Here is a 23,230-nt window from a genome sequence, read left to right on the forward strand (position 1 = left end):
GGGGGACGGGGGACGGGGGGCGGGGGACGAGGAGTCGAGGTCAGCGGCGCTTGTGTGAACCGGCGCGTCTGCCCAGTGGAGTCAGGAGCTTCTGAGCCTGGAACCGCTTGCCCATCGCCGTCAGCACCGAGGCGAGGAACCTGATGGTGTTCACGGTGCTCGGATGCGCCTCACCGAGGACCCGGCGACTGCGGGCGAGCGTGTCCTGGAGCAGAGGCTCGGCATCCGAGTAGGAGTGCAGGCTGTAGAGCGCGACGGCCAGATGACGGGCGGCGGACAGCGTCGCCGGGTGATCGTCGCCGAGGACGCGACGACGGCGTACAAGAAGGTCCTCAGCGACCGCGCGCGCCTCGGCGTGCCGGCCGAGATCGCTCAGAGTGTGGCCGAGGACGTCCAAGGAGGCGAGGGTGTCGGGGTGGTCTTCCCCGAGGACGCGGCGGCGGCGGGCGAGGACGTCCTCGGCCAGCCCGTGTGCCTGGGCGAGGTCACCGAGCGCACTCAGACTGCTGACGAGGCCATGCTCGGACGTGAGGGTGTCGGGATGGTCGTCGCCCAGGACGCGGCGGCGGTGTGCGAGGACGTCCTCGGCCAGCCGATGCGCCTCGCTCCGGTGACCGAGCTCGCTGAGGGCGGCCGCCAGGTTGCTCGCGGAGGTGAGGGTGTCGGGGTGGTCCTCACCCAGCACCGTCCGGCGGCGGCGGAGGGTGAGTTCGTGCAGCCGGTGGGCCTCGGTGTGGTCACCGAGCAGGTGCAGGGTGCCGGCCAGGTTGTCCGTGGACGTGAGGGTGTCGGGGTGGTCCTCCCCGAGGACGCGGCGGCGGCGTGCGAAGACGTCCTCGGCCAGACGGCGGGCGTCCGTGTAGGCCCCGGTCTGCGCCGTCGCCTCGACGAGAAGGTCGGTCCACGTCAAGCTGTCGGGATCGTCTTCCCCGAAGGTGTCGACTCGCCTTGCGCGGAAGTCGCCGGCCATGGCGAGCGCCGCGTCCGCCTGGCCGCTCTGGAGGAGATAGCGCACCGAACGGAAGAGGGGCTCACGGAGCACGTCGTCGTCGCTGTGGGCGTCCGGACGTCCGGTCAGATGCGAGGTCAGCGACGCCCATTGGGCCCAGTTCTCGGGGAGGTGAGGATCACCGGGGTCGGCGGCGGCGAGGAGGAGGGCGACGCCCTGGCGCAGCGCGGCGGCCTGTGCCCCGCTGGTCCGCTCGCGGAGGACGGCTTGGGTCAAGCGGTGGATCTGGAATCGGTCGCCGGTGACGGTGGCCGCGCCGTACCGGGCGAGCGCGTACAGAGCACCATTCGTCCGCAGGAGGTCGTCCGGGGCGAATGAGGTCGTCGTCAAGCTGTCGCGGGCGGGCGTCAGCCAGGCCACGGGGATCGGCTCGGGCGCGAAGTAGGCGCCTAGCAGCAGGAGGCCCGAGGCGGCGGGGTTCTCCTCCTCCAGTCGGTCGGCGACGATGTTCACCGTTGCCGACACGGACGCCGGATAGCCGTGCGGCTTGCCTTCCCCGAGGATGCGCGCGGTCATGGTTGCGAGGAGCGCGCGATACCGCTCAACGGGGATACCCGTTTCGATGACTCCCGCGGCCTGGGCCAGTGCCAGCGGAAGGTCGCCGAGATCCTCGGCCAGGGCTCCCGCCTGTTCCTCTGTGAGCGTGGGAGTGCGGCTGGTCAGCAAGCGCACGGAATCGGCCCGGGAGAACGTGTCCACGTCGACTCCGGGGACCAGCCGTTGCCAGGAAGGGTCGCGGGAGGTGACCAGTACATGGCCCGGCCCTTCGGGGAGCCACGGGGCCAAGGCCTGGGGATCCTCCGCGCCGTCCAGGATGATGAGCCAGCGCTCCGTCGTGCTGAGGTGTTGGAGCAAGGCCTGACTGTTGGGCTGGATGCCCGCGTCCGGGCGCCCGATTTCCAGCCGCTCGGCCAACTCCGCGTAGCTCACCGGGAGTTGGTTCGCTTGTTCGGCCTCGACCCACCAGATGATGTCGTACTGGCTGGCGAAACGGTGAGCGTACTCCACCGCGACCTGACTCTTTCCGATCCCGCCCAAGCCGTGCAGGGCTTGAATCCTGGCCCGTCGTCGGGTGATCAGGATGTCGCGGACCCGGTCGAGCAGATCATCGCGGCCGACGAAGTCGGGATTGCGCCGTCGGATGTTCCACACACGCGGCCCGCCGGAGGCGCCGGGCAGCCTGGGCGTGGGTGCCACCGAGGGACGCGGCCCGTCGGCGGTGGGCCTGCGGGCGGGCCGCGCCAACGCCCCGACAGCCTGGAGAAGGATGGCCACGGCGTCGGACTCTTCAAGGCCGTGCAATGACGTGCCCGGGTAGGGCAGTGGCAGGTCCGGGCCGGTGTGGGTCAAGGGCTCGATCACGAGTGGGAGTACGCCGTCCCGCCAGGGCGCCTCGGCTCGGGGTTCGGACGAGACGTAGGACCGCGAGACCAACGCCACCACCACGCTCGCCCGCCGGAGCGCCTCGTCCATCCATCGGACGAAGTCGCCCCCGGACCGCAGAGTCTTACGATCCAGCTCGACCACGTACCCGGCTCGCTCCAGCTGCCAGCCCACCCACTCGGCCCACACCCGGTCCGGTCCGGCGTAGCTGAGGAACACCGTCGGCGAAGTGTCGGGCGATTCCCCCGCGCCCGGCGTGGCGGACACGGTGGCCCCCATCCGGGCCACGTCCTCGCGCGAAGCCCTGGCATACGGATCGCCCTCGACCGGCACCGACAACCTTTCTTGTGCCGCCCCGACAGCGGCCCCGCGGACCGTGCGGGTGCTGCCGTAGCGAGGTCTGAGGTACGCGGTGAGCTGGGTCCGGACCAGTTCCTGGACCGCTTCCGCGTCCTCGCGGAACTGCGCGGCGAGAAGGGCCTCGCGGACCTCCGTCGCGAACTCGAAGTGCAGCGGGCTGTCCGCCGGGGTCGCGTCGGCACGGCGGAGAAGTCCGCCGAGGAAGACCGCGGCCAGGTCGCCCCGGGACGAGTCCCGCAGCAAGGCCCGCTGCACCAGCCGGGCCAGCGGAACGGTCACCGGGGAGTGTGCGGACAGCAGCCCGGCCAGCCGCCAGGCCAGGGGAGTGGACGAGGCGCGGAAACGGCGGATCGCCTCCTCCGCCGACACGGTGACCGGTGCTCCGGTGGGGCGGCCGCGCACTCCCCTGGGAGTGTCGGACAGGAACAGGGCCGCCGACGTGGTCCAGCGGCCGCTGCCCGCCGTCATCTCCGCCCAGGCCCGCACCGGCACCGGGTCGAGCTCGACGACCGGGACCGGGATGCCACCGGCCGCCGGGTGCGCGGACGTCCGCTCCGGGCGTACGACCTTCCAGCGGGCGTTGGGCAGTCCCGGCCGGGGGATGTGCAACGGGGTCGGCGCGGCTGCCGTCCCGACGCGGTTCCAGAGGGAACTCGGGAGCAGATGGGCCAGGGCCACCTGGGAGTGGCGGGCCCAGTCGGCCAGCAACCGGTGCGCCGCGCCGGTGCGCCACATCGCGCCGACGGTGTCGCTGAGCACCAGGATCAGCTGATCACCCGCGGGGTCCAGCACCTCCCTGGGCGGCCGTGCCGGACGGTCCGACACAGGGTGCGGCCGGAGTTCCACGGCGGTGCCGTCGGCGGCGGGCAGCAGATTCCAGCGCCGCAGATGACGGAAGGCTCCCAGCCGGGTCACCTCCTGCTGGAATTCATGGACCTCGTCCTCCCACAGGCTCATGGACGGGCCGCGGTCGACCACCAGGGTCAGACCGAGCCACCGGGAGGGTTCGGGACGCAGGACCGGGATCAGGAGATCCTCGTCGACCAGCCGGGCGACGGTGGCCTCTTCGTCGAGTGCGAACGCGGTCCGGGACGGAACCTTGCGGGCGAGCGGCTTCAACGCCCGGGCCAGCGCCAGAGCGTGGGGCAGGGACGCGGCGGCCGGTACCTGGACGGGCGTGCCGGTCGGGGCGTCGCCGGACGTGTCGCACTCGCCGCCGGTGACATGGAGGTCCAGGGCCTCGTCGTCCGTGACGACTTCCGCCGCGTCCTGGGAGGGCTCCGTGGACCGCGGGGTGTGTCCGGTTTCCTCCCCCGGCAGGTCCGGCGGCGCGACCTCCGGGGCCGTCGGGGCGTCGGTGGGCCCCGGAGCAGGGCCTTGGGGCAGCACCCGCTGAGCGAGCCACAGGATGTCCGCCAGTTCCTCGGGTGTGGGATCGTCCACGCCGCCCTGGGCCAGCAGCGGGAGGAGGTCCGAGATCACTGGGCGCCGGGCCCGCTCAACTGGTGCATGGTCGCGTCGGCCAGGTCCTCGAGGTCCGAGGGAGCCGTCCAGGCGCCGGCCAGCCGTAGCTGGACCGCGTTCAGCAGTTGGTCCGTCGCCAGTTCACCGTTGCTGCGCCGCTTGAGGAAGGTGTCGATGACGCCGTTCGGCGCCTGGGCAGCGTCGGCCGCCTCCTGACCGATGCGTTGTACGAGGATGCGGTGCAGTTTTCCCTTGTCGGGCAGCGGCAGGTTGAGCCGAATGCACCGGCGCAGAAAGGCGGGTGGGAACTCCCGCTCGCCGTTGCTGGTGAGGACGACGACCGGAAAGGCCTGACAGCGCACCCTGCCGTCCGTGATCCAAGCCTTGCGCGCTTGGTCGTCGTCCGTGCTCACGAGCACCTTCGGCGCGGACTCGGACATCCGGATGAGCTCCGGAATGTCGAAGCGCCCCTCGTCCAGGACCGTCAGGAGATCGCCCGGCAGATCGATGTCGCCCTTGTCGATCTCGTCGATGAGCAGCACGCGCGGTTGCGTGGACGGGAGGAACGCCGTGCCGAGAGGCCCGAGTTGGAGATAGCGGCCGATGCTGTCACTCGCTCCGGTGCCGGCCCCGCGACGTTTCCCCAGCCGACGCAGATTGGCGTCCTCCAGCCGGCGCAACGCGTCGTAGCGGTACAGACCGTCCCGCAGGGTGGTTCGGCTGGTGACGGGCCACCGCAGGACCGGGCCGAGGTCCAGGTCCTCGGCGATGCTGTGGGCCAGCGTGGACTTGCCCACGCCGGGAACCCCCGTGACGAGCAGCGGGCGGCGCAGATACAGCGCGGTGTTGACGAGCTCGATCTCGGGGGCGTCGGCGATGTAGCCGGCGCCCCGCTCCCGGTCCGGCTCGCTCAGCGACGGGACGGCGTAGCCGTGGTCGATGACGCCGTCGAAGACCCGCCAGGGCGGCTGGTGTGCGGCGAGCCGGCCGAGCCTTTCGATGGCCGAGCCCTCGCCCTTGTAGATCCACCAGTCGTTCACGGCGCCTCCGGTCGTGGGCGTTTCGGGTGCGGGGTGAGTCATCAGATGAAGCTCGCGTCGGTCAGAGGGACGGTCGCGAGGGGATGGTCGGGATCGTCCCAGAGCAGGACCACGCCGGTCTGTGCGGCGGGCGGGAGGTCGGGGTCGGCGCGGAGTTCCTTGACGGCCCGGGGAAGTTCGGTGACGTCCGCGATGGGCAGGAGCTCCTGGAGCCCGGGGGACGTCGCGTCGCGCGGGTCACCGGAGCGCTGCCAGACGATGACCGGGATTCCGGAACGCAGCGCCGCGTGCCGGGCGGGCCCGGCGTCGTTCGCCGTGATGGCGACACAGGCCGGATGCTCGTACTTCGCCCAGCGGGAGACGTGACGGCGCAGTTCTTCGATGCTCAGGTCACCGAGCCAGCTGGTGGCCTCGCCCGCGGTGCCGCCGCAGCGGGCCAGCCAGGCCCAGCGGCTGTACCAGAGGGAAGGGGAGTTCGGGAGGTCCCGGGCGCTCGGACACCGGACGATCACTTCGTACTGCTCGCCGAGCCGCTGCGACAGATAGGGGTCGTCACCGCACACCCACTGGTCGAACTCGGTCTCCAGCAACGCTTCGGTGACCTCGAACTCGACGCGTTCCAGATGGGGCGGCTGCGCGTGGCCGACCGCCTGATCACAGAAGGCCCGGGCTTCCTCCAGGAAGCTGTCCAGACATTGCCGCACCAGATCACGTGCGCCGTTCATGGTCACTCTGAGGGGGCCGGTCGCGTTCTCCGGTGGCTGGACGCGCTGCCAGAGGGAGGGATCGAGCGACGGGTGGAGCAGGACTTCTGCCAGGAGTTGACAGGGTTCGCGGGGGTCCTGCTCCAGCCGGACCAGCATCGAGATCCGGAGCCGGTTGATCTCGCTCGCGGATGGCGGTTCCGGCAGCCCGAGTCGCTCCCGCACCTCGCGCACCCAGGTGTTCAGCGCGAACCCCCGTTGCCGTGCCGCGCCCTTGGCGGTGCTGAACCCCGAGGCCAGCGCGTGGGCGAACGCCACCACCTTGGGCAGTGCGGCACTGTCCTGTTCGCGGGCGTCGAGGTCCAGCGCCCAGTCGTACAGGTCCCCGGAGGGCGCGTCGAACGGCGCCGCGGCCAGCCCCGCCTTTCCGTTCACGCCGAATGACCAGCGATAGGCCTCTTTGCTCCAGCCCTCCGGATCCACCCGGTGCAGCAGATCCTTGAGCTGCTTCCAGGCCTGCGAATCCAGGCTCACCGGTACCCGGGGAGCGTGTACGGGGGCGCCGCCTCCCAGCTGGTGCAGCGCGTCGAGCAGTTTGAAGGCGAGGTGGTCGGGGCTGTGCACCTCGCTCACGGTGATCCCGCAGTTCAGCAGACGCTCCCGGAAGGCCTCCTGCCGGATCTTGTACGCGTCCCAGCCGGCCACCGGCGGCAGCCCGACGACGTGCTGCTCCGACAGGAGGAACACCAGGCGATCCATGCCCAGTTCAGTGGCGGTCTCGAACTCCAGCTCGGTGTAGGACTGGATCTGCTCCAGGTCAGGAACGGGCGAGCCGTAACGGAATCCGATGATCCCGACGTATAAGTGTGCCTTCTTGACCTGCATACGGCAGTAGTCGGCGGGATTGCCCTCCCGGGCGGTGAAGTACTCCATGTCGCTGGGCAGGTGCTCGGCCCTGAGCACGGCCTCCACCGCGGCCTCCACGAACGACCGCTTCTCCGGATGCCTCCGCAGCTCGGACGTATGGCTCAGAAACACCCGCCGCGGTTTGGTCACGCATCCACCCCGTCATGAACTCCTTGCTCGAACAGCCCCGTCCACCAGGTTAGTCACTCACGGCAGCCGGCATGGGCGAGTTCCCGGACCTCCCCCATCAGGTCAAGCGTCCCGGACTATTGACTCGCTACCCCGCAGTAGCGATCCTCGTCGCACAGATTGCGCCGGTCATGACAACCCGCATGCCGCCGACCGAGGAGCGTGGTACCGACCATGACTCGATGTCCCCACCGCAGACGCAAAGACGTCACCGTCGTATCGCTGCTCCTTCTCCTGGTCGGCCTGTTCCTCGGCCCCGCCCCCAGTTCGGCGGCGGCGAGCGACTGGTGGAATCCGACCGCCCGGCCCAACCCCGACTCGCAGATCAATGTGACCGGAGAGCCCTTCACCGGCACCAACTCCGCCGGTGAAGTACGCGGGTTCGTGGACGCGCACAACCACATCTTCTCCAACGAGGCCTTCGGCGGCCGTCTCATCTGCGGCAAGGTCTTCTCCACCGCCGGTGTCGCCGACGCGCTGAAGGACTGCCCCGAGCACTACCCCGACGGCACCCTCGCGATCTTCGACTACATCACCCACGGCGGCGACGGCAAGCACGACCCGGTCGGCTGGCCGACCTTCAAGGACTGGCCGGCGTACGACTCGATGACCCACCAGGCGAACTACTACGCCTGGATCGAGCGCGCCTGGCGCGGTGGGCAGCGGGTGCTCGTCAACGACCTCGTCACCAACGGGATGATCTGCTCCGTCTACCCCTTCAAGGACCGCAGTTGTGACGAGATGACCTCGATCCGGCTCCAGGCGAAGCTGACGTACCAGCTCCAGGACTACATCGACGCGATGTACGGCGGCACCGGCAAGGGCTGGTTCCGGATCGTCACCGACAGCGCGCAGGCGCGACAGGTCATCCAGCAGGGCAAGCTGGCCGTCATTCTCGGCGTCGAGACCTCCGAGCCCTTCGGGTGCAAGCAGATCCTCGACATCGCGCAGTGCAGCAAGGAGGACATCGACAAGGGGCTCGACGAACTCTACGGCCTCGGTGTGCGCAGCATGTTCCTGTGCCACAAGTTCGACAACGCCCTGTGCGGTGTCCGCTTCGACGAGGGCGGGCTCGGCACCGCCATCAACGTCGGGCAGTTCCTGTCGACCGGCACCTTCTGGCAGACCGAGAAGTGCACCGGGCCGCAGCACGACAACCCCATCGGTACGGCCGCGTCGGAGGCCGAGTCCGATCTGCCCGCCGGGACCGAGGTGCCGACGTACGACGACGACGCGCAGTGCAACGTCCGCGGGCTCACCCAGCTCGGCGAGTACGCCGTCAAGGGCATGATGCAGCGCAAGATGATGCTGGAGATCGACCACATGAGCGTCAAGGCCACGGGTCAGGTGCTCGACATGTTCGAGGCCGCCGACTACCCGGGCGTCCTCTCCTCGCACAGCTGGATGGACCTCAACTGGACCGAGCGCGTCTACTCGCTCGGCGGGTTCGTCGCCCAGTACATGCACGGCTCCGAGGGGTTCAGCGCGGAGGCCGAGCGGACCGACGCGCTGCGGGAGAAGTACGACGTGGGCTACGGCTACGGCACCGACTTCAACGGCATCGGCGATCACCCCGCCCCGCGCGGAGCCGACGCCGCCAACAAGGTGACGTACCCCTTCAAGAGCGTCGACGGCGGCTCCGTCATCGACAAGCAGACCGTCGGCTCGCGCACGTTCGACTTCAACACCGACGGCGGCGCCAACGTCGGTCTGATCCCCGACTGGATCGAGGACATCCGGCTCGTCGGCGGTCAGGACGTCGTCGACGACCTGTTCCGCGGCGCCGAGTCCTACCTCGACACCTGGGGCGCGTCCGAGCAGCACCAGGCCGGGGTCAACCTCGCCAAGGGGCGTACGGCCACGGCCAGTTCGAGCGAGTCCAATCCGTTCACCAGCTATCAGCCCGGCCGGGCCGTGGACGGTGACGACGGCACCCGCTGGGCCAGCGACTGGAGCGACGACCAGTGGTGGCAGGTCGACCTCGGCGCCACCAACCTGGTCTCGCGCGTCACGCTGGACTGGGAGCGCGCGTACGGGAAGTCGTACCGGATCGAGCTCTCCACGGACGGCAGCAACTGGCAGACCGTGTGGTCCACGACCTCCGGCGACGGCGGGCTCGACACGGCCAAGTTCACCGGCACACCGGCCCGTTACGTCCGTGTCCACGGCCTCGACCGCGGCACCGACTGGGGATACTCGCTCTACGAGGTCGGCGTGAACAGCGCCTGACGAGCAGTCTGACGCGCACGAGAGGCTCACCATGGCACGGATGCCGTCGGCCGAACGGCGTCGGCAGCTGACGGAAGCGGCGATCAGGGCGATGGCCCGGGACGGCGTGGCCAAGACCACGACCCGGTCCATCGCCGCCGAGGCGGGCGTGTCCCTGAGCGTCTTCCACTACTGCTTCGACTCCAAGCAGGCCCTGATCGAGTCCGTCATCACCACCATCACCGACCACTACGTGACCATCGTGAAGGAGGCCCTCAAGCCCCGGGAGACCCTGGAGGAGACCGTCCGGGCCGGCTTCCAGGCGTACTGGGACCATGTGTGCGCCCAGCCCGACGAGCACATGCTGACCTACGAACTCACCCAGTACGCCCTGCGCGAGCCGGGGTTCGAGCATCTGGCGCGACGGCAGTACGAGCTCTACGGCGAGCTGTACGCCGAGCTCATCGAGCAGCTGCGCCAGAACATCGACTTCGAACTCCGGGTCCCCGTCTCGGCGTTGGCCCGCTACCTCGCCGCCATGACCGACGGGCTGACCCTCAACTACCTGGTACTCGGCGACGAGGCGGCCTGGACCGACATCCTCGACACCGTCACCGCCCATATCGCCGGGCTGGTGACGGCCGGGGACTGAACGCCTACGCGTACAGCGGGTTCGACCTCGCCGCCGCCAGCAGGTACCAAGCCGTGGCACCGGTGTGCCGGTACGGGTAGTAGCCGAACCCGAATCCCGTGTCGAGCGGGCTGCTCGCCGAGACCACCCCGGACCGGGCGGGCGCCGCCTCGCCGCCCAGCGTCTGGTCGGCGCCCAGCAGATCCTGCGCCCGCTCGATCGAGGCGATCAGACGCCGGGCACGCTTCTCGTCGCCCGAGGCGCCCCGGTGACGCAGGGCGAGGGCCAAGTGGGCCGTGCCCTCGAACCACACGCCGTTGCGGTCGGGCTTGGGCTGGCCGTCGGCGATCGGTGCGCCCTCGTTCGCCAGCAGACTCGCGGAGCTGAAGGTGACGCCCTCGTACGACTGGCCCGCCGGGATCGTGCTGTTGGGGCGGTCGGGGGTGTCCAGCACCGCGAGTTCGGTGGCGCACCAGTCCAATGAGCGTTCATACGTGGGTGAGCTGAGCGCCAGATGCGTCCAGGTCTGCGTGTCCTCGGGGATCGGTGACCTGTTGACCGTCACACCGTCATTGGTGCCGGTGTAGAAGAAGCCGCCGTCCGGCTCCCACATCCGCCGCACGAACTCCCCGGCCACCACCCGCCGTTCACGCCACACCGTCTCCCCGGTCAGCCGGGCGAGCTGCCCGAACAGGCCCACCAGGTCGGTGTTGTGCTCGGTCGAGGTGAACGGCAGCTTCTCGTTCGCCCCGTTGACGCCGAACTTGAAGCCACCGAGCGGCTCGTCGGTCCTGCCGGTCCTGTCGATCCACTCGCCGATCCGCACGGCACCCGCGAGGAAGCGGCGCTCCCCGGTCCGGCGGGCGAGGGCGGCGAGGGCGATGCCCGCCCAGGCCATGTCGCCCACCGCGGTCCCCGTGAACCCGAACTGCCAGCCGATGTTGGCCTTTCCGTCCGCCCGCACGAACCCGTCGGGCTGGAGCGTGCCGTCGTAGAAGGTGTACGGCCCCACGTTGTAGGCCTGACGCAGGCGGCCGTCGGTGTGGTCGGGGTCGTTGGCCTGCGCGAAGAGCAGCGCGTCCCCGAGTGCCGTCGCCCGGGATCTGCCTTCCGCTGTGCCGCAGGCCAGCAGTGCCAGGATCGCGAGCGCGTTGTCGTAGGTGAACGCCGTGCTGAACAGGCCCGCCTGATCGGTGTAGCTCTGGGCGAGCCGGATCGTGCCGTGGTCCGGGTAGGCGTCCATGGCGGCGGCGAGGAAGCCGGAGGCCCGGCGCGGTCCGGAGGCAGGGGCCCGGTCCGCCGCGCGGGCGGTGCCGGAACCGGCCGCGAGGAGGACCGCGGCACCGAGCCCGGTCCCGATGAGTGTGCGGCGGGCGAACGCCGGGCGGCCCTGGCTGCCGGTCATGGGTCTCCTCGAAGGCTGAAGAACGGACATCTGAGAGCGCTCTCAGACACGCGCGCTCATTCTGCTGTCGAGGACAGACCCGGTCAACGGCTTCGCTGCGCACGGTAGTTGGGAAACGGGTTGGGAAACGCGAAGCGGCCCCGGGAACACCGGAGCCGCTTTCACGAGGAGTTGACGAGGAAGGGGATCAGACCGCCGTCGCCGGGAACGTCGGGTACTCCACCCCGGAGACATGCTGCACGACCCGGATGACCTGGCACGAGTAGCCGAACTCGTTGTCGTACCAGAGGTAGAGGATCGCGTTGTCGCCGTCGACCTTGGTCGCGCCGGCGTCGACGATCGACGCGTGGCGCGAGCCGATGAAGTCGCTGGAGACCGCGTCGGGCGCCGTCGTGAAGTCGATCTGGCGCTTGAGCGGCGAGGTCAGCGACACCTCGCGGAGGTAGTCGAGGACCTCCTCGCGGGACGTCTCACGGCCCAGGCGCAGGCTGAGGATCGCGATGGACACGTCCGGCACGGGCACGCGGATCGAGCTGCCGGTGATCGGCGCCTTGAGGTCGGGCAGCGCCTTGGCGACGGCCGAGGCGGCACCCGTCTCCGTGATCACCATGTTGAGCGGCGCCGAACGGCCACGGCGGTCGGCCTTGTGGTAATTGTCCAGCAGGTTCTGGTCGTTGGTGAACGAGTGGACCGTCTCCACATGGCCGCGCAGCACGCCGTACTCGTCGTCCATCGCCTTCAGCGGCGGCACGATCGCGTTGGTGGTGCAGGACGCGCAGGACAGGATCTGCTCGTCCGGTTTGACGGTGTCGTGGTTGACGCCGTGCACGATGTTCGGGACATCGCCCTTGCCGGGGGCCGTCAGGACGACCTTGTCGACGCCGGGACGCAGGTGCTGGGACAGGCCCTCGCGGTCGCGCCACTTGCCGGTGTTGTCGATGAGGATGGCGTTCTTGATGCCGTACGCGGTGTAGTCGATCTCCGACGGGTCGTTCGCGTAGATGACCTTGATCGCGTTGCCGTTGGCGACGATGGTGTCGTTCGCCTCGTCGACGGTGATCGTGCCCTGGAACTGACCGTGGATCGAGTCGCGGCGCAGGAGGGACGCGCGCTTCACGATGTCCTGATCGCCGCCCCCGCGCACGACGATCGCGCGCAGGCGCAGACCGTTGCCGGAACCGGACTTCTCGATCAGGAGGCGGGCGACGAGCCGGCCGATGCGGCCGAAGCCGTACAGGACGACGTCGCGGCCCTCGCCGCGCTCGATCTTGTTGGCGCCGGTGGCACCGGCGACCGCCTCGGCGGTGAAGGCCTCGACGGACAGGCCCCGGTCGTCGGCGCGGTAGGTCGCGGCGAGCATGCCGATGTCGATCTGGGACGGGCCCAGGTCGAGGGTGGTGAGCGCCTGAAGGAAGGGCAGCGTCTCGACGACCGACAGCTCCTCGCCGGCGATCTGCCGGGCGAAGCGGTGGGTCTTGAGGATGCTGACCACCGACTTGTTCACCAGGGAGCGGCTGTGCAGCAGGACGGTGACGTCCCGCTCACGGTGCAGCTTCCCGATGATCGGGATCATCGACTCCGCGATCTCCTCACGGGTCTTCCAATTGGTGAACGAGTCCTCATTGACAGTCACAGATCTATCTCTCGATCGAGCTGGGTGGCGCTCATATGCTAACCCCATGGTTGTTTGACCCTTCGAACGGGGTGGGACCAAGGGCCCGCTGCGAGTGGCGCAGCGTGCGGGCCGCCAGCAGGTCCAGCGCCGTGACCAGCAGACAGACCCCCGTCCCACGGCGCGGATGGCGGTCATGCGCGGCTCTCCGTCAGTCGGCATCGAGAAGACCGGGCCTCCCACGCGTATCAGCGGACACGGGGCCGCGCGCCCCGGAACCACGCCATCGATCCAAGGGACGGACCTCATGAACGCAAGCGCAGCCATCGGCGTCACCGGACTGGGCGTGATGGGCCGCAACCTGGCGCGCAACTTCGCCCGCCACGGAGTCGCCGTCGCCGTCCACAACCGGTCCGGCGCCCGCACCCGCGCGCTCGTCGAGGAGTTCGGCCACGAGGGCACGTTCGTCGCGGCCGGGTCGGCCGAGGAGTTCGTCGCCGCGCTCGAACGCCCCCGCCGGCTGATCATCATGGTCCAGGCGGGCGCGGCCACCGACGCGGTCGTCGAGGAGTTCGCCCCGCTCCTGGAGCCCGGCGACATGATCGTCGACGGCGGCAACGCCCACTTCGCCGACACCCGGCGCCGCGAGGCAGCCCTGCGCGCCCGCGGCATCCACTTCGTCGGCACCGGCATCTCCGGCGGCGAGGAGGGCGCGCTGCACGGACCGTCCATCATGGTGGGCGGTTCCGAGGAGTCGTACGCCCTGCTCGGCCCGCTGTTCGAGCGCGTCAGCGCGAAGGTCGACGGCGAGCCGTGCGCCGCGCACATCGGGACCGACGGCGCCGGGCACTTCGTGAAGATGGTCCACAACGGCATCGAGTACGCCGACATGCAGCTCATCGCGGAGGCGTACGACCTGCTGCGCCAGGTCGCCGGATACACCCCGGCCGAGATCGCGGACGTCTTCCGCACCTGGAACGAGGGCCGGCTCGGCTCCTACCTGATCGAGATCACCGCCGAGGTCCTCGCCCACACCGACCCGGCCACCGGGGCGCCCTTCGTCGACATCGTCGCGGACGCCGCGGGCCAGAAGGGGACGGGCCGCTGGACCGTGCAGACCGCCCTCGACCTGGCCTCGCCCGTCACCGCCGTCGCCCAGGCGACCTTCGCCCGCGCCGCCTCCGGCCAGCGCGAACTGCGCGCCGCCTACCGCGGACTGCCCGGCGGCACCACACCCCCGCTCAGCCGCACCGAGGCCGAACGCTTCACCTCACAGGTCGAGCACGCGCTGTACGCCTCGAAGGTCGTCGCCTACGACCAGGGCTGGACGATGATCCAGGACGCGGCCGCCGAGTACGGCTGGAAGATCGACCTCGGCACCGTCGCCCGGATCTGGCGCGGCGGCTGCATCATCCGCGCCGCCTTCCTCGACCGGATCCGCGCCGCCTACGCCGCCGACCGTGACCTGGTCAGCCTGCTCGGCGAGATGGAGTTCGCGATGGAGATCACCGACGCGCAGGTGCCGTGGCGCGAGACGGTGGCCTCGGCGGCCCGCCGCGGCATCCCGGTCCCCGCGATCTCGGCCGCCCTCGCCCACTACGACACCCTGCGCGCCGACCGCCTCCCCGCCGCGCTGCTCCAGGGCCAGCGCGACTACTTCGGCGCCCACACCTACCGGCGCACGGACCGCCCCGGCACCTTCCACACCCACTGGGCGGCGCCGGGACGGCCCGAGACCTCGGAGTGACGCGGCTCAGCAGCCGCCGGGCGTCCGGCCGGGGCGTCGTCCGGCCGAGGCGTCGTCCGGTCGCCCGGGTCGGCGCCCCTCGCACGCCCCGCACGTTATGGTTGAAGATTCAAGTTAATGCTCGGTAGGGTGGTGCCCATGTCCACGACGCCACGCTGGCTCAACGCCGAGGAACGACGGGCCTGGCTGGCCTACATCGACTTCTCCACGCTGCTCAACGACCATCTGAACCGTCAGCTGAGACGCGACGCCGGGATGACGCACGCCGACTACAGCCTGCTGGTCCACCTCTCCTCGGCACCCGACCACACTCTCGGCATGTCCGACCTCGCCCAGCGCCTCAAGATCACCCGCAGCCGGCTCACCCACGCGGTGAACCGGCTGCGCGAGTCCGGCCTCGTCGCCCGGCGCGACGACCCCTCCGACGGCCGCGGCCAGCTCGCGGTGCTGACCGAGGAGGGCTTCGCGGTGCTGTCGGCGGCCGCGCCCGGACATGTGGAGGCGGTGCGGCGGGCCGTCTTCGACGCGCTCACACCGGAGCAGGTGACGCAACTCGCGGAGATCGGGGAGGCGGTGAGCGACGCGCTGCACCGCGCGGAGGCGGCGGAGACCGATCCGGCGGTACTGCCGTGGCGGCGCCGGTGAGCGGTCCGGCCCCGGGCCGATGGCCGTACGCCGATGGGCGTGTGCCCTGTACCGCTACCGCCGCCGATAGTCGCCGGCCTCAGCGCCCAGCACATTGAGAAGTGCCAGGGCCTCGGCGTCGGGGGATCCCACCGGCGCGCTGTAGAGCACGAGGTGCTGGTCGCGGTCCGTGAGCGTCAGCTTGTCGCAGGCGACGGTGATCTCACCGACGACCGGGTGCCGGAAGGTCTTCGTGAGCATCGGCGCGGCCTGTACGTCGTGCCGCTCCCAGAGCCGGGCGAACTCGGGGGCGCAGTCACGGAGTTCGTCGACGAGGCCGGTCACCTCGGGATCCGCCGGGTAGCGGGCCAGGGCGGACCGGAGCTCCATGACGACGCTGTGCCGGAAATCCGCCAGGTCCGAGACCCCGTACAGCGGTGCGTCGGTGTCCGCGGGCCCGAGGAACGCCCGCCGCGCGAGATTGCGGTCCTCCGGGGCGAGCCGGCCGAAGTCCTCCATGAGCGCGGCCGCGAGGTCGTTCCACGCGAGCACCTCGAACGCCGCGGAGATGACGAAGCCGGCGGTCTGCGGCAGCCGGTCGAGGAGCGCGAGGACGCTGGGGCGGACGTCACGGCGATGCAGTCCGGTACGGCGGGGCGCGGTGCCCGCCAGCACGTGCAGATGGTCGGACTCGGCGTCGGTGAGCCGCAGGGCGCCCGCGATCCCGGCGAGGACCTCGCCCGATGGGCGCGGCGCCCTGGCCTGCTCAAGGCGGACGTAGTACTCCGTGGAGATGTGCGCGAGAACCGCGACCTCCTCACGGCGAAGACCCGGGGTCCGGCGTCGCGGACCCGAGGGGAGACCGACGTCCTGCGGCCGCAGCCGCTCACGGCGGCCGCGGAGGAACGCGGCGAGCTCCTGCTTGTCCATACCCCGAGTCTGCACGCCGCGCGGCGGCACATCCTGGTACCACCTGTGCCTGTATCCGGATCCCGGGGCCGCGCAGGCTGCGAGCCATGACGAACAACACCGACACCCACCCGATCGGCCTGCTCACCGGCAAGGTCGTGTTCATCACTGGCGCCAGTCGTGGCATCGGCGCCGCCGCGGCCCGGCTCTTCGCACGCGAGGGCGCCGCCGTCGTGCTCGCCGCGCGCGGCACCGGCGCTCTCGACCGCGTCGTCTCCGACATCCGCGCCGACGGGGGCGTCGCCGACGCCGTCCCCCTCGACCTCGCCGACCGCGCGAGCATCCGGGCCGCGATCGACCGTGTCGAGGAGCTGCACGGCCGGCTCGACGGGGCCTTCAACAACGGTGCGACGATCCAGCGGCCCGGTCCGCTCGACGCGACGAGCGAGGAGGACATCGAGGAGCAGTTCGCGGTGAACTTCCGCGCGCACTGGACCGCCATGAACGCCGAGGCCGCGCTCATGCGACGGGGCGGAGGCGGGGCGATCGTCAACACCTCCAGCATCGGCAGCCGCCGCGCGAACCCCGTCCTCCCCGCCTACGGCGCCATGAAGCGCGCCCTCAACAGCATCACCGAGTCCGCCGCCGTGACCTGGGCACCCCAGGGCATCCGCGTCAACGGCATCACCCCCGGCGGCACCGCCACGGAGATGATCGACGCGTGGGAGGCGGCGACCCCGGGCATCATCGCGGCCAACAACGCGGCCACCCCGATCGGCCGCATGGCCCGGCCCCACGAGGTCGCCGAGGCCGCCGCCTGGCTCCTCAGCGACCGCGCCTCGATGGTGACCGGCGCGATCGTCCCTGTGGACGGCGGAGCCGGGGCCTGACACGAGGCACCCCGCAGGCCCACGCAACCGCACGCCGCTCAGCACCCTCCTATCAGTCACACACCAGTCGCACACAGACTGCCCACAGAGGAGAGCGCGTTGGCAGAGCTGTCCCGCCGCAGGTTCATGGTCTACACACTCGCCGCGTCCACCCTCACCGTCGCCGCCCCGCTCGGCTGCGACACCTCGGAGGCGGAAGGGGCCACCGGCACCCACTCCGACGTCGTCGTCACCGGCACCGACGACGAGATGCTGGTCCTGGAGGTCACACGGGAGAACAAGGTCGTCGTACGGCTGCCCCGTGTCGAGGTCGGCCAGGGCGTCACCACCGCGGTCGCCATGATGATCGCCGAGGAGCTGGACGCCCGGCTCGACGACGTCCGTATCCCGCTCGCCCCCGCCCGCAGCCAGGGGAACCAGTACACCGGCGGTTCCAACTCGGTCAGTTCGCTCTACGACCCCGCGCGCAACCTGGCCGCCACGGCCCGCGCCCGTCTGATCACCGCCGCCGCACAGCGCTGGCGCCTGCCCGCACGCACCCTGCGCACCCGCGACACCCTGGTCGTCGCACCGGACGGACGCACCGCCACCTTCGGCTCGCTGACCGAGACCGCCGCCCGGGTACGCCGGCCGCGTGTGTCGAGCAAGCCCAAACCGGCGTCCCGGCACCGGGTGATCGGGAAGCCGACGACCCGGATCGACGCCCGGGACATCGTCACCGGCCGGGTCCAGTACGCCGGGGACCTGGCGGCGGCCGGGGCGAAGCCGACCGTGGTGGCGCGGCCGCCCACGCTCGGCGGGAAGGTCGGCTCGCTCGACGACCGGGCGGCCCGTGCCCTGCCCGGGGTGCTCGAAGTGGTCAGGATTCCCGGGGGAGTCGCCGTCGTCGCGGACACCTTCCACCACGCCTTCAAGGGCCGCGACGCCCTGAAGATCACCTGGAAGCCGGGGCCGCTCGCCGGAGTCTCCGACGCCGAGATCCGGTCCCGGCTGAAGGCCGCCGTCCCGGCGCTCGGCAGACCGCCGCGCGGATCGGCGCAGATCGAGGCCCGGTTCGAGTTCGCGTTCGTCAGCCACGCTCCGATGGAGGTGCTGACCGCCGTCGCGGACGTGAAGGCCCGCCGTGCCGAGATCTGGTTCTCCTCCCAGACGCCCATGGAGGCACGGGAGAGCATCGCCGAGGCGGTCGGGCTGCCGGGATCCGCGGTGAAGGTCCATGTGGTGCGCGGCGGCGGCTCGTTCGGACGCCGGCTCAACTACGACGCGGCCATCGAGGCGGCGCTCATATCGAAGGCGGCAAGGCGCCCGGTGAAACTGATGTGGAGCCGCGCGGACGACATCCGGCACGGCCGGATGCGCCCGGCCTCCCACCACCGGATCCGGGCCAGCCACAACGAGGGCAGAGTCGTGGCCTTCGCCCACGCGACGGCCTCGGTGAGCGAGTCCTACAGCGGCGTCAGGACCGCCGCCTTCCGCGCCTCCTCCCCGCTGCCCAGCGACAGCGGCCTCTACAACTTCGGTCCGCTGTCCGGGGATTCGGGCTCGGTGGAGCTGGCGATGCCCCTCGGCGCCTGGCGGTCCGTGGACTCCGGGACCGTGCGGGCCGCCGAGGAGATCGTCGTCGACGAGATCGCCCGGGGCCTCGGAAAGGATCCGGTCGCCTTCCGTCGTACGACACTCCGGAGCAAGGCCGTCAAAGCCGTGCTCGACAAGGCCGCGGCCGCCGGACACTGGGGCCGGGCCATGCCCGAGGGGCACGGCCAGGGGGTGGCCGTCCACGAGGAGTACGGATCCTGTGTGGCCTGTCTCGTCGAGATCGACGCCGCCGACCCGAAGAAGCCCCGGGTGACCAAGGTGGTGATGGCCGCCGACGTCGGCACCGCCGTCAACCCGCGCGGTCTGGAGGCGCAGCTCATGGGCGCGGCGATGGACGGGGTCTCCACGATCCTCCAGGCAGGCCTCCACATCGACAAGGGCGCCGTCCGCGAGGCCAGTTACGCGGACTTCCGCTACGCCAGGCAGCGGCACGCCCCGCTCCACTTCGAGGCGCACATCCTGCCCACCGGCGGCGAGCCGGGCGGGGCCGGCGAACTCGGCGTCCCGGCGGCCGCGGGTGCCGTCGCCAACGCCTACGCCCGCGCTACGGGGACCAAGCCGCGCCGCTTCCCGTTCGACTTCTGAGACCCCTGAGACCTCTCAGCAGCCCCGACATCTCCCAGCAGCCCCGAAATCCTCAAGAAGGTGCAGATGCCGACCTACTCCTTCGTCCTCAACGGCAAGCCCGTCACCGTCGAGGCCCCCGCCGACATGCCCCTCTTGTGGGTGCTGCGCGACCTGCTGCACGTCACCGGACCGAAGTACGGCTGCGGGGTCGGCGTCTGCCGCGCCTGCACGAGCCATCTCGACGGTGAGGAGATACAGCCCTGCGTGGTCCCCGTCGCCGAGTGCGCGGAGCGGAAGGTCACCACCATCGAGGGCCTCGCCGACGGGGACACCCTGCACCCCGTCCAGCAGGCCTGGCTCGACTGCGACGTCGCCCAGTGCGGCTTCTGCCAGCCCGGCCAGATCATGGCCGCCGCGGCCCTGCTGAAGAGGACGTCCACGCCCACGGACGCCGACATCGACGGCATCGAGAACGTCTGCCGCTGCGGCACCTACGCCCGTATCCGCGAGGCGATCAAGAAGGCGGCGGACGCCTGACCCTGGTGACCGGTCGGCCACCCGACCCCTCGTGACCAATCCCTGAGGCGGTCGTTCCGGTTGCATGATCCACATGAAGCGCGGACTCGTCACGGCGGCCCTGGCACTCGCAGGACTCGCGGGCCTGGTCGCCCCCGCCGCTCAGGCCACCGACAACGTCCCCTGTCACAGCCCCACGACCAGGGACCTGACCGATCCGCTGAGCGGCCGCCTGTGGCCGCGTACGGAGGTCAGGTTCTGCAACCTCACCCAGGGCCATGTCCCGGTGTACGCGACCCGCTCGCCCGGTGCCGCGGTCGTGGGCCACCTGGAGCAGGGCGGCGCCGCGAACTGGTTCGTCACCGAGATGCGGGGCGAGACCTTCCGCTCCGGCTCCGCCGAGAACTACTGGTGGGGGAGCACCATGGCGGACAACGGCCGCTGGGGCTGGGTCCCCGAGGTCTGGTTCGCGGGCGGCGACAACAACGAGGACGACGCGGGTCTGCTCATGCCCGGCGGCTACACCTGCGCCAACACCTGCCCGCCGCTGCCCTTCTGGGCGAGGTGACGCGGGGCACCGGGGTGCTTGACGCCCCGGTGCCACCCACTTAGCGTCACCTCGACACGTACGGACAGGGAGGACGACGACGATGAGCGACGCCCAGGACTCCCTCGACAGCAGAGCCAGACAGCTCCAGGTGGAGACGCACGGCCTCGACGTGATCGGCGACGCCGAGCGCAAGGGCACCCCGAGGACCCTGTTCTGGCCCTGGTTCGGCGCCAACGTCTCCGTCCTGGGGCTGAGTTACGGCGCCTTCGTCCTCGGGTTCGGCATCTCGTTCTGGCAGGCGCTGACCGCCGGCGTCATCGGCATCGTCTTCTCCTTCCTGCTCTGCGGCTTCGTGGCCGTGGCGGGCAAGCGCGGCTCCGCACCGACGATGGTCCTGAGCCGCGCCGCCTACGGAGTCCGCGGCAACCGCCTCCCGTCGGTGATCTCCTGGGTGCTCACCGTCGGCTGGGAGACCGTGCTGTGCGCCCTCGCCACGATGGCCACCGCGACCGTCTTCGACCGGCTCGGCTGGGGCGGCGGCACCGGCACCCAGGTCATCGCCCTGATCGTGGTCGCCGGACTCACCGTCGTCGGCGGTGTCATGGGCTTCGACCTGATCATGCGGCTCCAGACGCTGATCACCGTGGTCACCGGCGTACTCACGGTCGTCTACATCGGCCTCGTCGCCGACCACATCCACTGGAGCACGGTCAGCGCCGTCCCGGCCGGTTCCGCGCAGGAGTTCATCGGCGCGCTGGTCTTCATGATGACCGGCTTCGGCCTCGGCTGGGTCAACGCGGCGGCGGACTACTCCCGTTATCTGCCCCGCACGTCGTCGAGCGGGGGCGTGATCGGCTGGACCACGTTCGGAGCTTCGGTGGCCCCGCTGTTCCTCCTGGTCTTCGGCCTGCTGCTGGCAGGTTCTTCCAGCACCCTCAACGAGGCCGTCGCAGCAGACCCCATCGGCGCGCTCACGACCATCCTCCCCACCTGGTTCCTGGTCCCGTTCGCCGTCGTGGCGGTACTCGGCCTGGTGGGCGGCGCGGTCCTGGACATCTACTCATCAGGACTGGCCCTGCTGTCGGCGGGAATCAGGATCCCCCGCTACCTGGCCGCGCTCGTCGACGGCGCTCTGATGATCGCCGGCTCCATCTACATCGTCTTCTTCGCCGACGACTTCCTCGGCCAGTTCATGGGCTTCCTCACCACCCTCGGCGTCCCCATCGCCGCCTGGTGCGGCATCATGCTCGCCGACCTGCTCCTGCGCCGCCGCGACTACGACGAGGGCGACCTCTACCGCCCCCGCGGCCGCTACGGCGACGTCCCCCTCACCCCGCTCCTCCTCACCCTCGCCGCCACCGCACTCGGCTGGGGCCTCGTCACCAACTCGGCCGCGAGCTGGCTGGACTGGCAGGGCTACCTCCTCGACCCCCTGGCCCTCGGCGGCAGGTCCGGCTCCTGGGCCTACGCCAACCTCGGCGTCCTCGCGGCACTGGCACTCGGCTTCCTGGGCACCCTCGCCCTGCGCCGTGGGCAGGTCAGGGATCAGGAGGCCCAGGCCCCGAGCCAGGCGGAGGTCCCCGCCGTATGACGACAGGTCGCCTGGCGGTCATCGACATGCAGCGCGTCTTCGCCGACCCGGACAGCCCCTGGGCCACGCCCCGATTCACGGAGGCGGCGGAAGGCGTACGACGTCTGCTGCCGGCCTTCGACGACCGGGTCACCTTCACCCGCTTCCTGGCCCCCGCCGAACCCACCGGCGCCTGGACGGCGTACTACGAGCAGTGGCCCTTCGCCCTCCAGCCCCCGGACGCCCCCCTCTGGCAGCTGACGGACGACTTCGCCGCCGCCGCGCACCACGTGCTGGACGCCCCGACCTTCGGCAAGTGGACGCCCGAACTCGCCTCCCTCGTAGGCCCGGAGGGCCGCCTGGTCCTCGCCGGCGTCAGCACGGACTGCTGCGTCCTGTCCACGGCGCTCGCCGCGGCCGACGCCGGGGCCGAGGTCGTGGTCGTCGCCGACGCCTGCGCGGGCGCGGACGACGACTCCCACGCCAAGGCGCTGTACGTCATGGATCTCTACCGCCCCCTGATCAGGGTGACGACGGTCGCGGAACTCCTCGAAGCGGGGAAGTGAGACAGGGATGGTCCCTCCGCGAGCCGTCGTGAGCGCCGACGAGATCCACGCGTATCTTGTCCGGCTGCTGAACGACTCCCTCCGTAGGCCCGGCATGTACGGCGACGAGGGGGCGCTGATCCTGCTGTACGACCACCTGCTGTTCGCGGAAGGGCAGCCCGACGCCTGGCGTGAGGCGGCGGAAGTGCTGCGGGAACGCGGCGCGTGCACTGCCACGGGAGCCCAGGGGGTGTATCGCGAACTGATCCGGGGCGGCGACCAGTTCGGCATGGCGTCGGTGCACACCGAGTTCGCCCACCGGCGCGGCTGGCTCCAGCCCGACCGGGTCCTCGACGCCCGCGCCCACGAGGCCCTTCTCGGCAGGGTCCGCCAGTGGGCCGCGGAGGACCGGGTGTGGGCGGACGTGACGGCGGAGTTCGGTCCGCCCTCTGTCCTCCTGGGCGGAACCAACCCGCGCTACGGCAAGACGCTCGGCTATATCGGCGAGGACCCCGAGCGGCCGATCGTCTTCTTCCACCTCTGGAACGGAAACCCGGACGCGGACGCCCCCTCATGGCCGCCGACGTACCCGGAACCCCTCCTGTGGGCCGTGCGCTTCGGTGACGGACCGTTCCGCGAGTCGTTCACCTTCACTCCTCGGGGACAGCGGCTCCAGCCCTCGTCGCCCTCCTTCTGATCTTCGCCTCTCCGTGACGAACTCCCTGTGAGAACCCTTTACGTGGCTGTCATGTCCCTGTAGCTTCCGCGAAGCCGCAAGAAGTTTCAGGAAGTTGCCGGTTCTTCT

At 70.7% G+C, this 23,230-nt stretch carries 17 protein-coding genes; 11 read left to right on the forward strand and 6 right to left on the reverse strand.

Annotated elements, in window-relative coordinates; translation table 11 throughout:
- Window positions 1–40: 40 nt before the first annotated feature.
- Genes fxsT through ABZ928_RS21325 form a run of 3 tightly spaced genes read right to left on the reverse strand, consistent with a single transcriptional unit; the run spans window position 41 to window position 7,016 of the window.
- Window positions 41–4,234 (reverse strand): FxSxx-COOH system tetratricopeptide repeat protein, encoded by a 4,194-nt coding sequence (gene fxsT / locus ABZ928_RS21315; protein ID WP_361521028.1) that lies wholly within the window; start codon window positions 4,232–4,234, stop codon window positions 41–43.
- On the reverse strand, window positions 4,231–5,298 hold the full coding sequence (locus ABZ928_RS21320) for a MoxR family ATPase (protein WP_361521030.1): 1,068 nt from the start codon (window positions 5,296–5,298) through the stop codon (window positions 4,231–4,233). The genes fxsT and ABZ928_RS21320 overlap by 4 nt, the downstream gene beginning before the upstream one ends.
- The gene (locus ABZ928_RS21325; protein WP_361521032.1) at window positions 5,298–7,016 is read right to left on the reverse strand and encodes a DUF4062 domain-containing protein; all 1,719 of its coding nucleotides are present in this window, start codon (window positions 7,014–7,016) and stop codon (window positions 5,298–5,300) included. Before ABZ928_RS21325 ends, ABZ928_RS21320 begins: the two co-directional genes overlap by 1 nt.
- 213 nt (window positions 7,017–7,229) lie before the next feature.
- On the opposite strand from ABZ928_RS21325, the gene ABZ928_RS21330 reads away from it, so the two are divergent.
- Together ABZ928_RS21330 and ABZ928_RS21335 are read left to right on the forward strand one after the other, a co-directional pair.
- Entirely contained in the window at window positions 7,230–9,284 is a 2,055-nt protein-coding gene (locus tag ABZ928_RS21330; RefSeq protein ID WP_361521035.1) for a discoidin domain-containing protein, read from the forward strand.
- A gap of 31 nt (window positions 9,285–9,315) precedes the next feature.
- Complete coding sequence (locus tag ABZ928_RS21335) at window positions 9,316–9,915, forward strand: TetR family transcriptional regulator (protein ID WP_361521037.1); 600 nt, start codon at window positions 9,316–9,318, stop codon at window positions 9,913–9,915.
- A 4-nt stretch (window positions 9,916–9,919) separates the two neighbouring features.
- Here ABZ928_RS21335 and ABZ928_RS21340 read toward each other — a convergent pair whose 3' ends face one another.
- Window positions 9,920–11,299 (reverse strand): Tat pathway signal sequence domain protein, encoded by a 1,380-nt coding sequence (locus ABZ928_RS21340; protein WP_361521039.1) that lies wholly within the window; start codon window positions 11,297–11,299, stop codon window positions 9,920–9,922.
- A gap of 187 nt (window positions 11,300–11,486) precedes the next feature.
- Window positions 11,487–12,932, reverse strand: coding sequence for a glyceraldehyde-3-phosphate dehydrogenase (locus tag ABZ928_RS21345; RefSeq protein WP_361521042.1), 1,446 nt, complete (start codon window positions 12,930–12,932; stop codon window positions 11,487–11,489).
- A 286-nt stretch (window positions 12,933–13,218) separates the two neighbouring features.
- Between ABZ928_RS21345 and gndA the strand changes: the two genes are divergently transcribed.
- Both gndA and ABZ928_RS21355 read left to right on the forward strand, forming a co-directional pair.
- A complete protein-coding gene (gene gndA, locus ABZ928_RS21350; protein ID WP_361521044.1) occupies window positions 13,219–14,658 on the forward strand; it encodes an NADP-dependent phosphogluconate dehydrogenase in 1,440 nt (479 codons plus the stop codon).
- A gap of 138 nt (window positions 14,659–14,796) precedes the next feature.
- Entirely contained in the window at window positions 14,797–15,303 is a 507-nt protein-coding gene (locus tag ABZ928_RS21355) for a MarR family transcriptional regulator (RefSeq protein WP_361521047.1), read from the forward strand.
- A gap of 54 nt (window positions 15,304–15,357) precedes the next feature.
- On the opposite strand, the gene ABZ928_RS21360 is transcribed toward ABZ928_RS21355, so the two are convergent.
- Window positions 15,358–16,212, reverse strand: coding sequence for a helix-turn-helix transcriptional regulator (locus ABZ928_RS21360; RefSeq protein WP_361521049.1), 855 nt, complete (start codon window positions 16,210–16,212; stop codon window positions 15,358–15,360).
- Between the two features lie 86 nt (window positions 16,213–16,298).
- Here ABZ928_RS21360 and ABZ928_RS21365 point away from each other — a divergent pair, with 86 nt between their 5' ends.
- The 7 genes from ABZ928_RS21365 (at window position 16,299) to ABZ928_RS21395 (ending at window position 23,122) form a co-directional block, all read left to right on the forward strand.
- On the forward strand, window positions 16,299–17,081 hold the full coding sequence (locus tag ABZ928_RS21365; RefSeq protein WP_361521052.1) for an SDR family oxidoreductase: 783 nt from the start codon (window positions 16,299–16,301) through the stop codon (window positions 17,079–17,081).
- 126 nt (window positions 17,082–17,207) lie between these two features.
- A complete protein-coding gene (locus tag ABZ928_RS21370) occupies window positions 17,208–19,262 on the forward strand; it encodes a molybdopterin cofactor-binding domain-containing protein (RefSeq protein ID WP_361522235.1) in 2,055 nt (684 codons plus the stop codon).
- Window positions 19,263–19,328: 66 nt separating this feature from the next.
- Complete coding sequence (locus ABZ928_RS21375) at window positions 19,329–19,781, forward strand: (2Fe-2S)-binding protein (protein WP_361521055.1); 453 nt, start codon at window positions 19,329–19,331, stop codon at window positions 19,779–19,781.
- Window positions 19,782–19,854: 73 nt separating this feature from the next.
- The gene (locus ABZ928_RS21380; protein ID WP_361521057.1) at window positions 19,855–20,328 is read left to right on the forward strand and encodes a hypothetical protein; all 474 of its coding nucleotides are present in this window, start codon (window positions 19,855–19,857) and stop codon (window positions 20,326–20,328) included.
- A gap of 82 nt (window positions 20,329–20,410) precedes the next feature.
- Window positions 20,411–21,901, forward strand: a complete 1,491-nt coding sequence (locus tag ABZ928_RS21385) for a cytosine permease (protein ID WP_361521060.1) — start codon at window positions 20,411–20,413, stop codon at window positions 21,899–21,901.
- A complete protein-coding gene (locus tag ABZ928_RS21390; protein WP_361521062.1) occupies window positions 21,898–22,446 on the forward strand; it encodes an isochorismatase family protein in 549 nt (182 codons plus the stop codon). The genes ABZ928_RS21385 and ABZ928_RS21390 overlap by 4 nt, the downstream gene beginning before the upstream one ends.
- A gap of 7 nt (window positions 22,447–22,453) precedes the next feature.
- Window positions 22,454–23,122, forward strand: coding sequence for a hypothetical protein (locus tag ABZ928_RS21395; RefSeq protein ID WP_361521065.1), 669 nt, complete (start codon window positions 22,454–22,456; stop codon window positions 23,120–23,122).
- The last annotated feature ends 108 nt before the right edge of the window (window positions 23,123–23,230 follow it).

Source organism: Streptomyces sp. NPDC046909, assembly GCF_040644695.1.
Classification (GTDB): Bacteria; Actinomycetota; Actinomycetes; order Streptomycetales; family Streptomycetaceae; genus Streptomyces.

Bases quoted from the DNA above. Each gene is read 5' to 3' on its own strand.
- ABZ928_RS21370 (WP_361522235.1), top strand. From the start codon at position 17,208: ATGGTCTACACACTCGCCGCGTCCACCCTCACCGTCGCCGCCCCGCTC.
- ABZ928_RS21360 (WP_361521049.1), bottom strand. From the start codon at position 16,212: ATGGACAAGCAGGAGCTCGCCGCGTTCCTCCGCGGCCGCCGTGAGCGG.
- ABZ928_RS21395 (WP_361521065.1), top strand. From the start codon at position 22,454: ATGGTCCCTCCGCGAGCCGTCGTGAGCGCCGACGAGATCCACGCGTAT.
- ABZ928_RS21385 (WP_361521060.1), top strand. From the start codon at position 20,411: ATGAGCGACGCCCAGGACTCCCTCGACAGCAGAGCCAGACAGCTCCAG.
- ABZ928_RS21340 (WP_361521039.1), bottom strand. From the start codon at position 11,299: ATGACCGGCAGCCAGGGCCGCCCGGCGTTCGCCCGCCGCACACTCATC.
- gndA (WP_361521044.1), top strand. From the start codon at position 13,219: ATGAACGCAAGCGCAGCCATCGGCGTCACCGGACTGGGCGTGATGGGC.
- ABZ928_RS21375 (WP_361521055.1), top strand. From the start codon at position 19,329: ATGCCGACCTACTCCTTCGTCCTCAACGGCAAGCCCGTCACCGTCGAG.
- ABZ928_RS21330 (WP_361521035.1), top strand. From the start codon at position 7,230: ATGACTCGATGTCCCCACCGCAGACGCAAAGACGTCACCGTCGTATCG.
- ABZ928_RS21335 (WP_361521037.1), top strand. From the start codon at position 9,316: ATGGCACGGATGCCGTCGGCCGAACGGCGTCGGCAGCTGACGGAAGCG.
- ABZ928_RS21380 (WP_361521057.1), top strand. From the start codon at position 19,855: ATGAAGCGCGGACTCGTCACGGCGGCCCTGGCACTCGCAGGACTCGCG.
- ABZ928_RS21390 (WP_361521062.1), top strand. From the start codon at position 21,898: ATGACGACAGGTCGCCTGGCGGTCATCGACATGCAGCGCGTCTTCGCC.
- ABZ928_RS21320 (WP_361521030.1), bottom strand. From the start codon at position 5,298: ATGACTCACCCCGCACCCGAAACGCCCACGACCGGAGGCGCCGTGAAC.
- ABZ928_RS21365 (WP_361521052.1), top strand. From the start codon at position 16,299: ATGACGAACAACACCGACACCCACCCGATCGGCCTGCTCACCGGCAAG.
- ABZ928_RS21355 (WP_361521047.1), top strand. From the start codon at position 14,797: ATGTCCACGACGCCACGCTGGCTCAACGCCGAGGAACGACGGGCCTGG.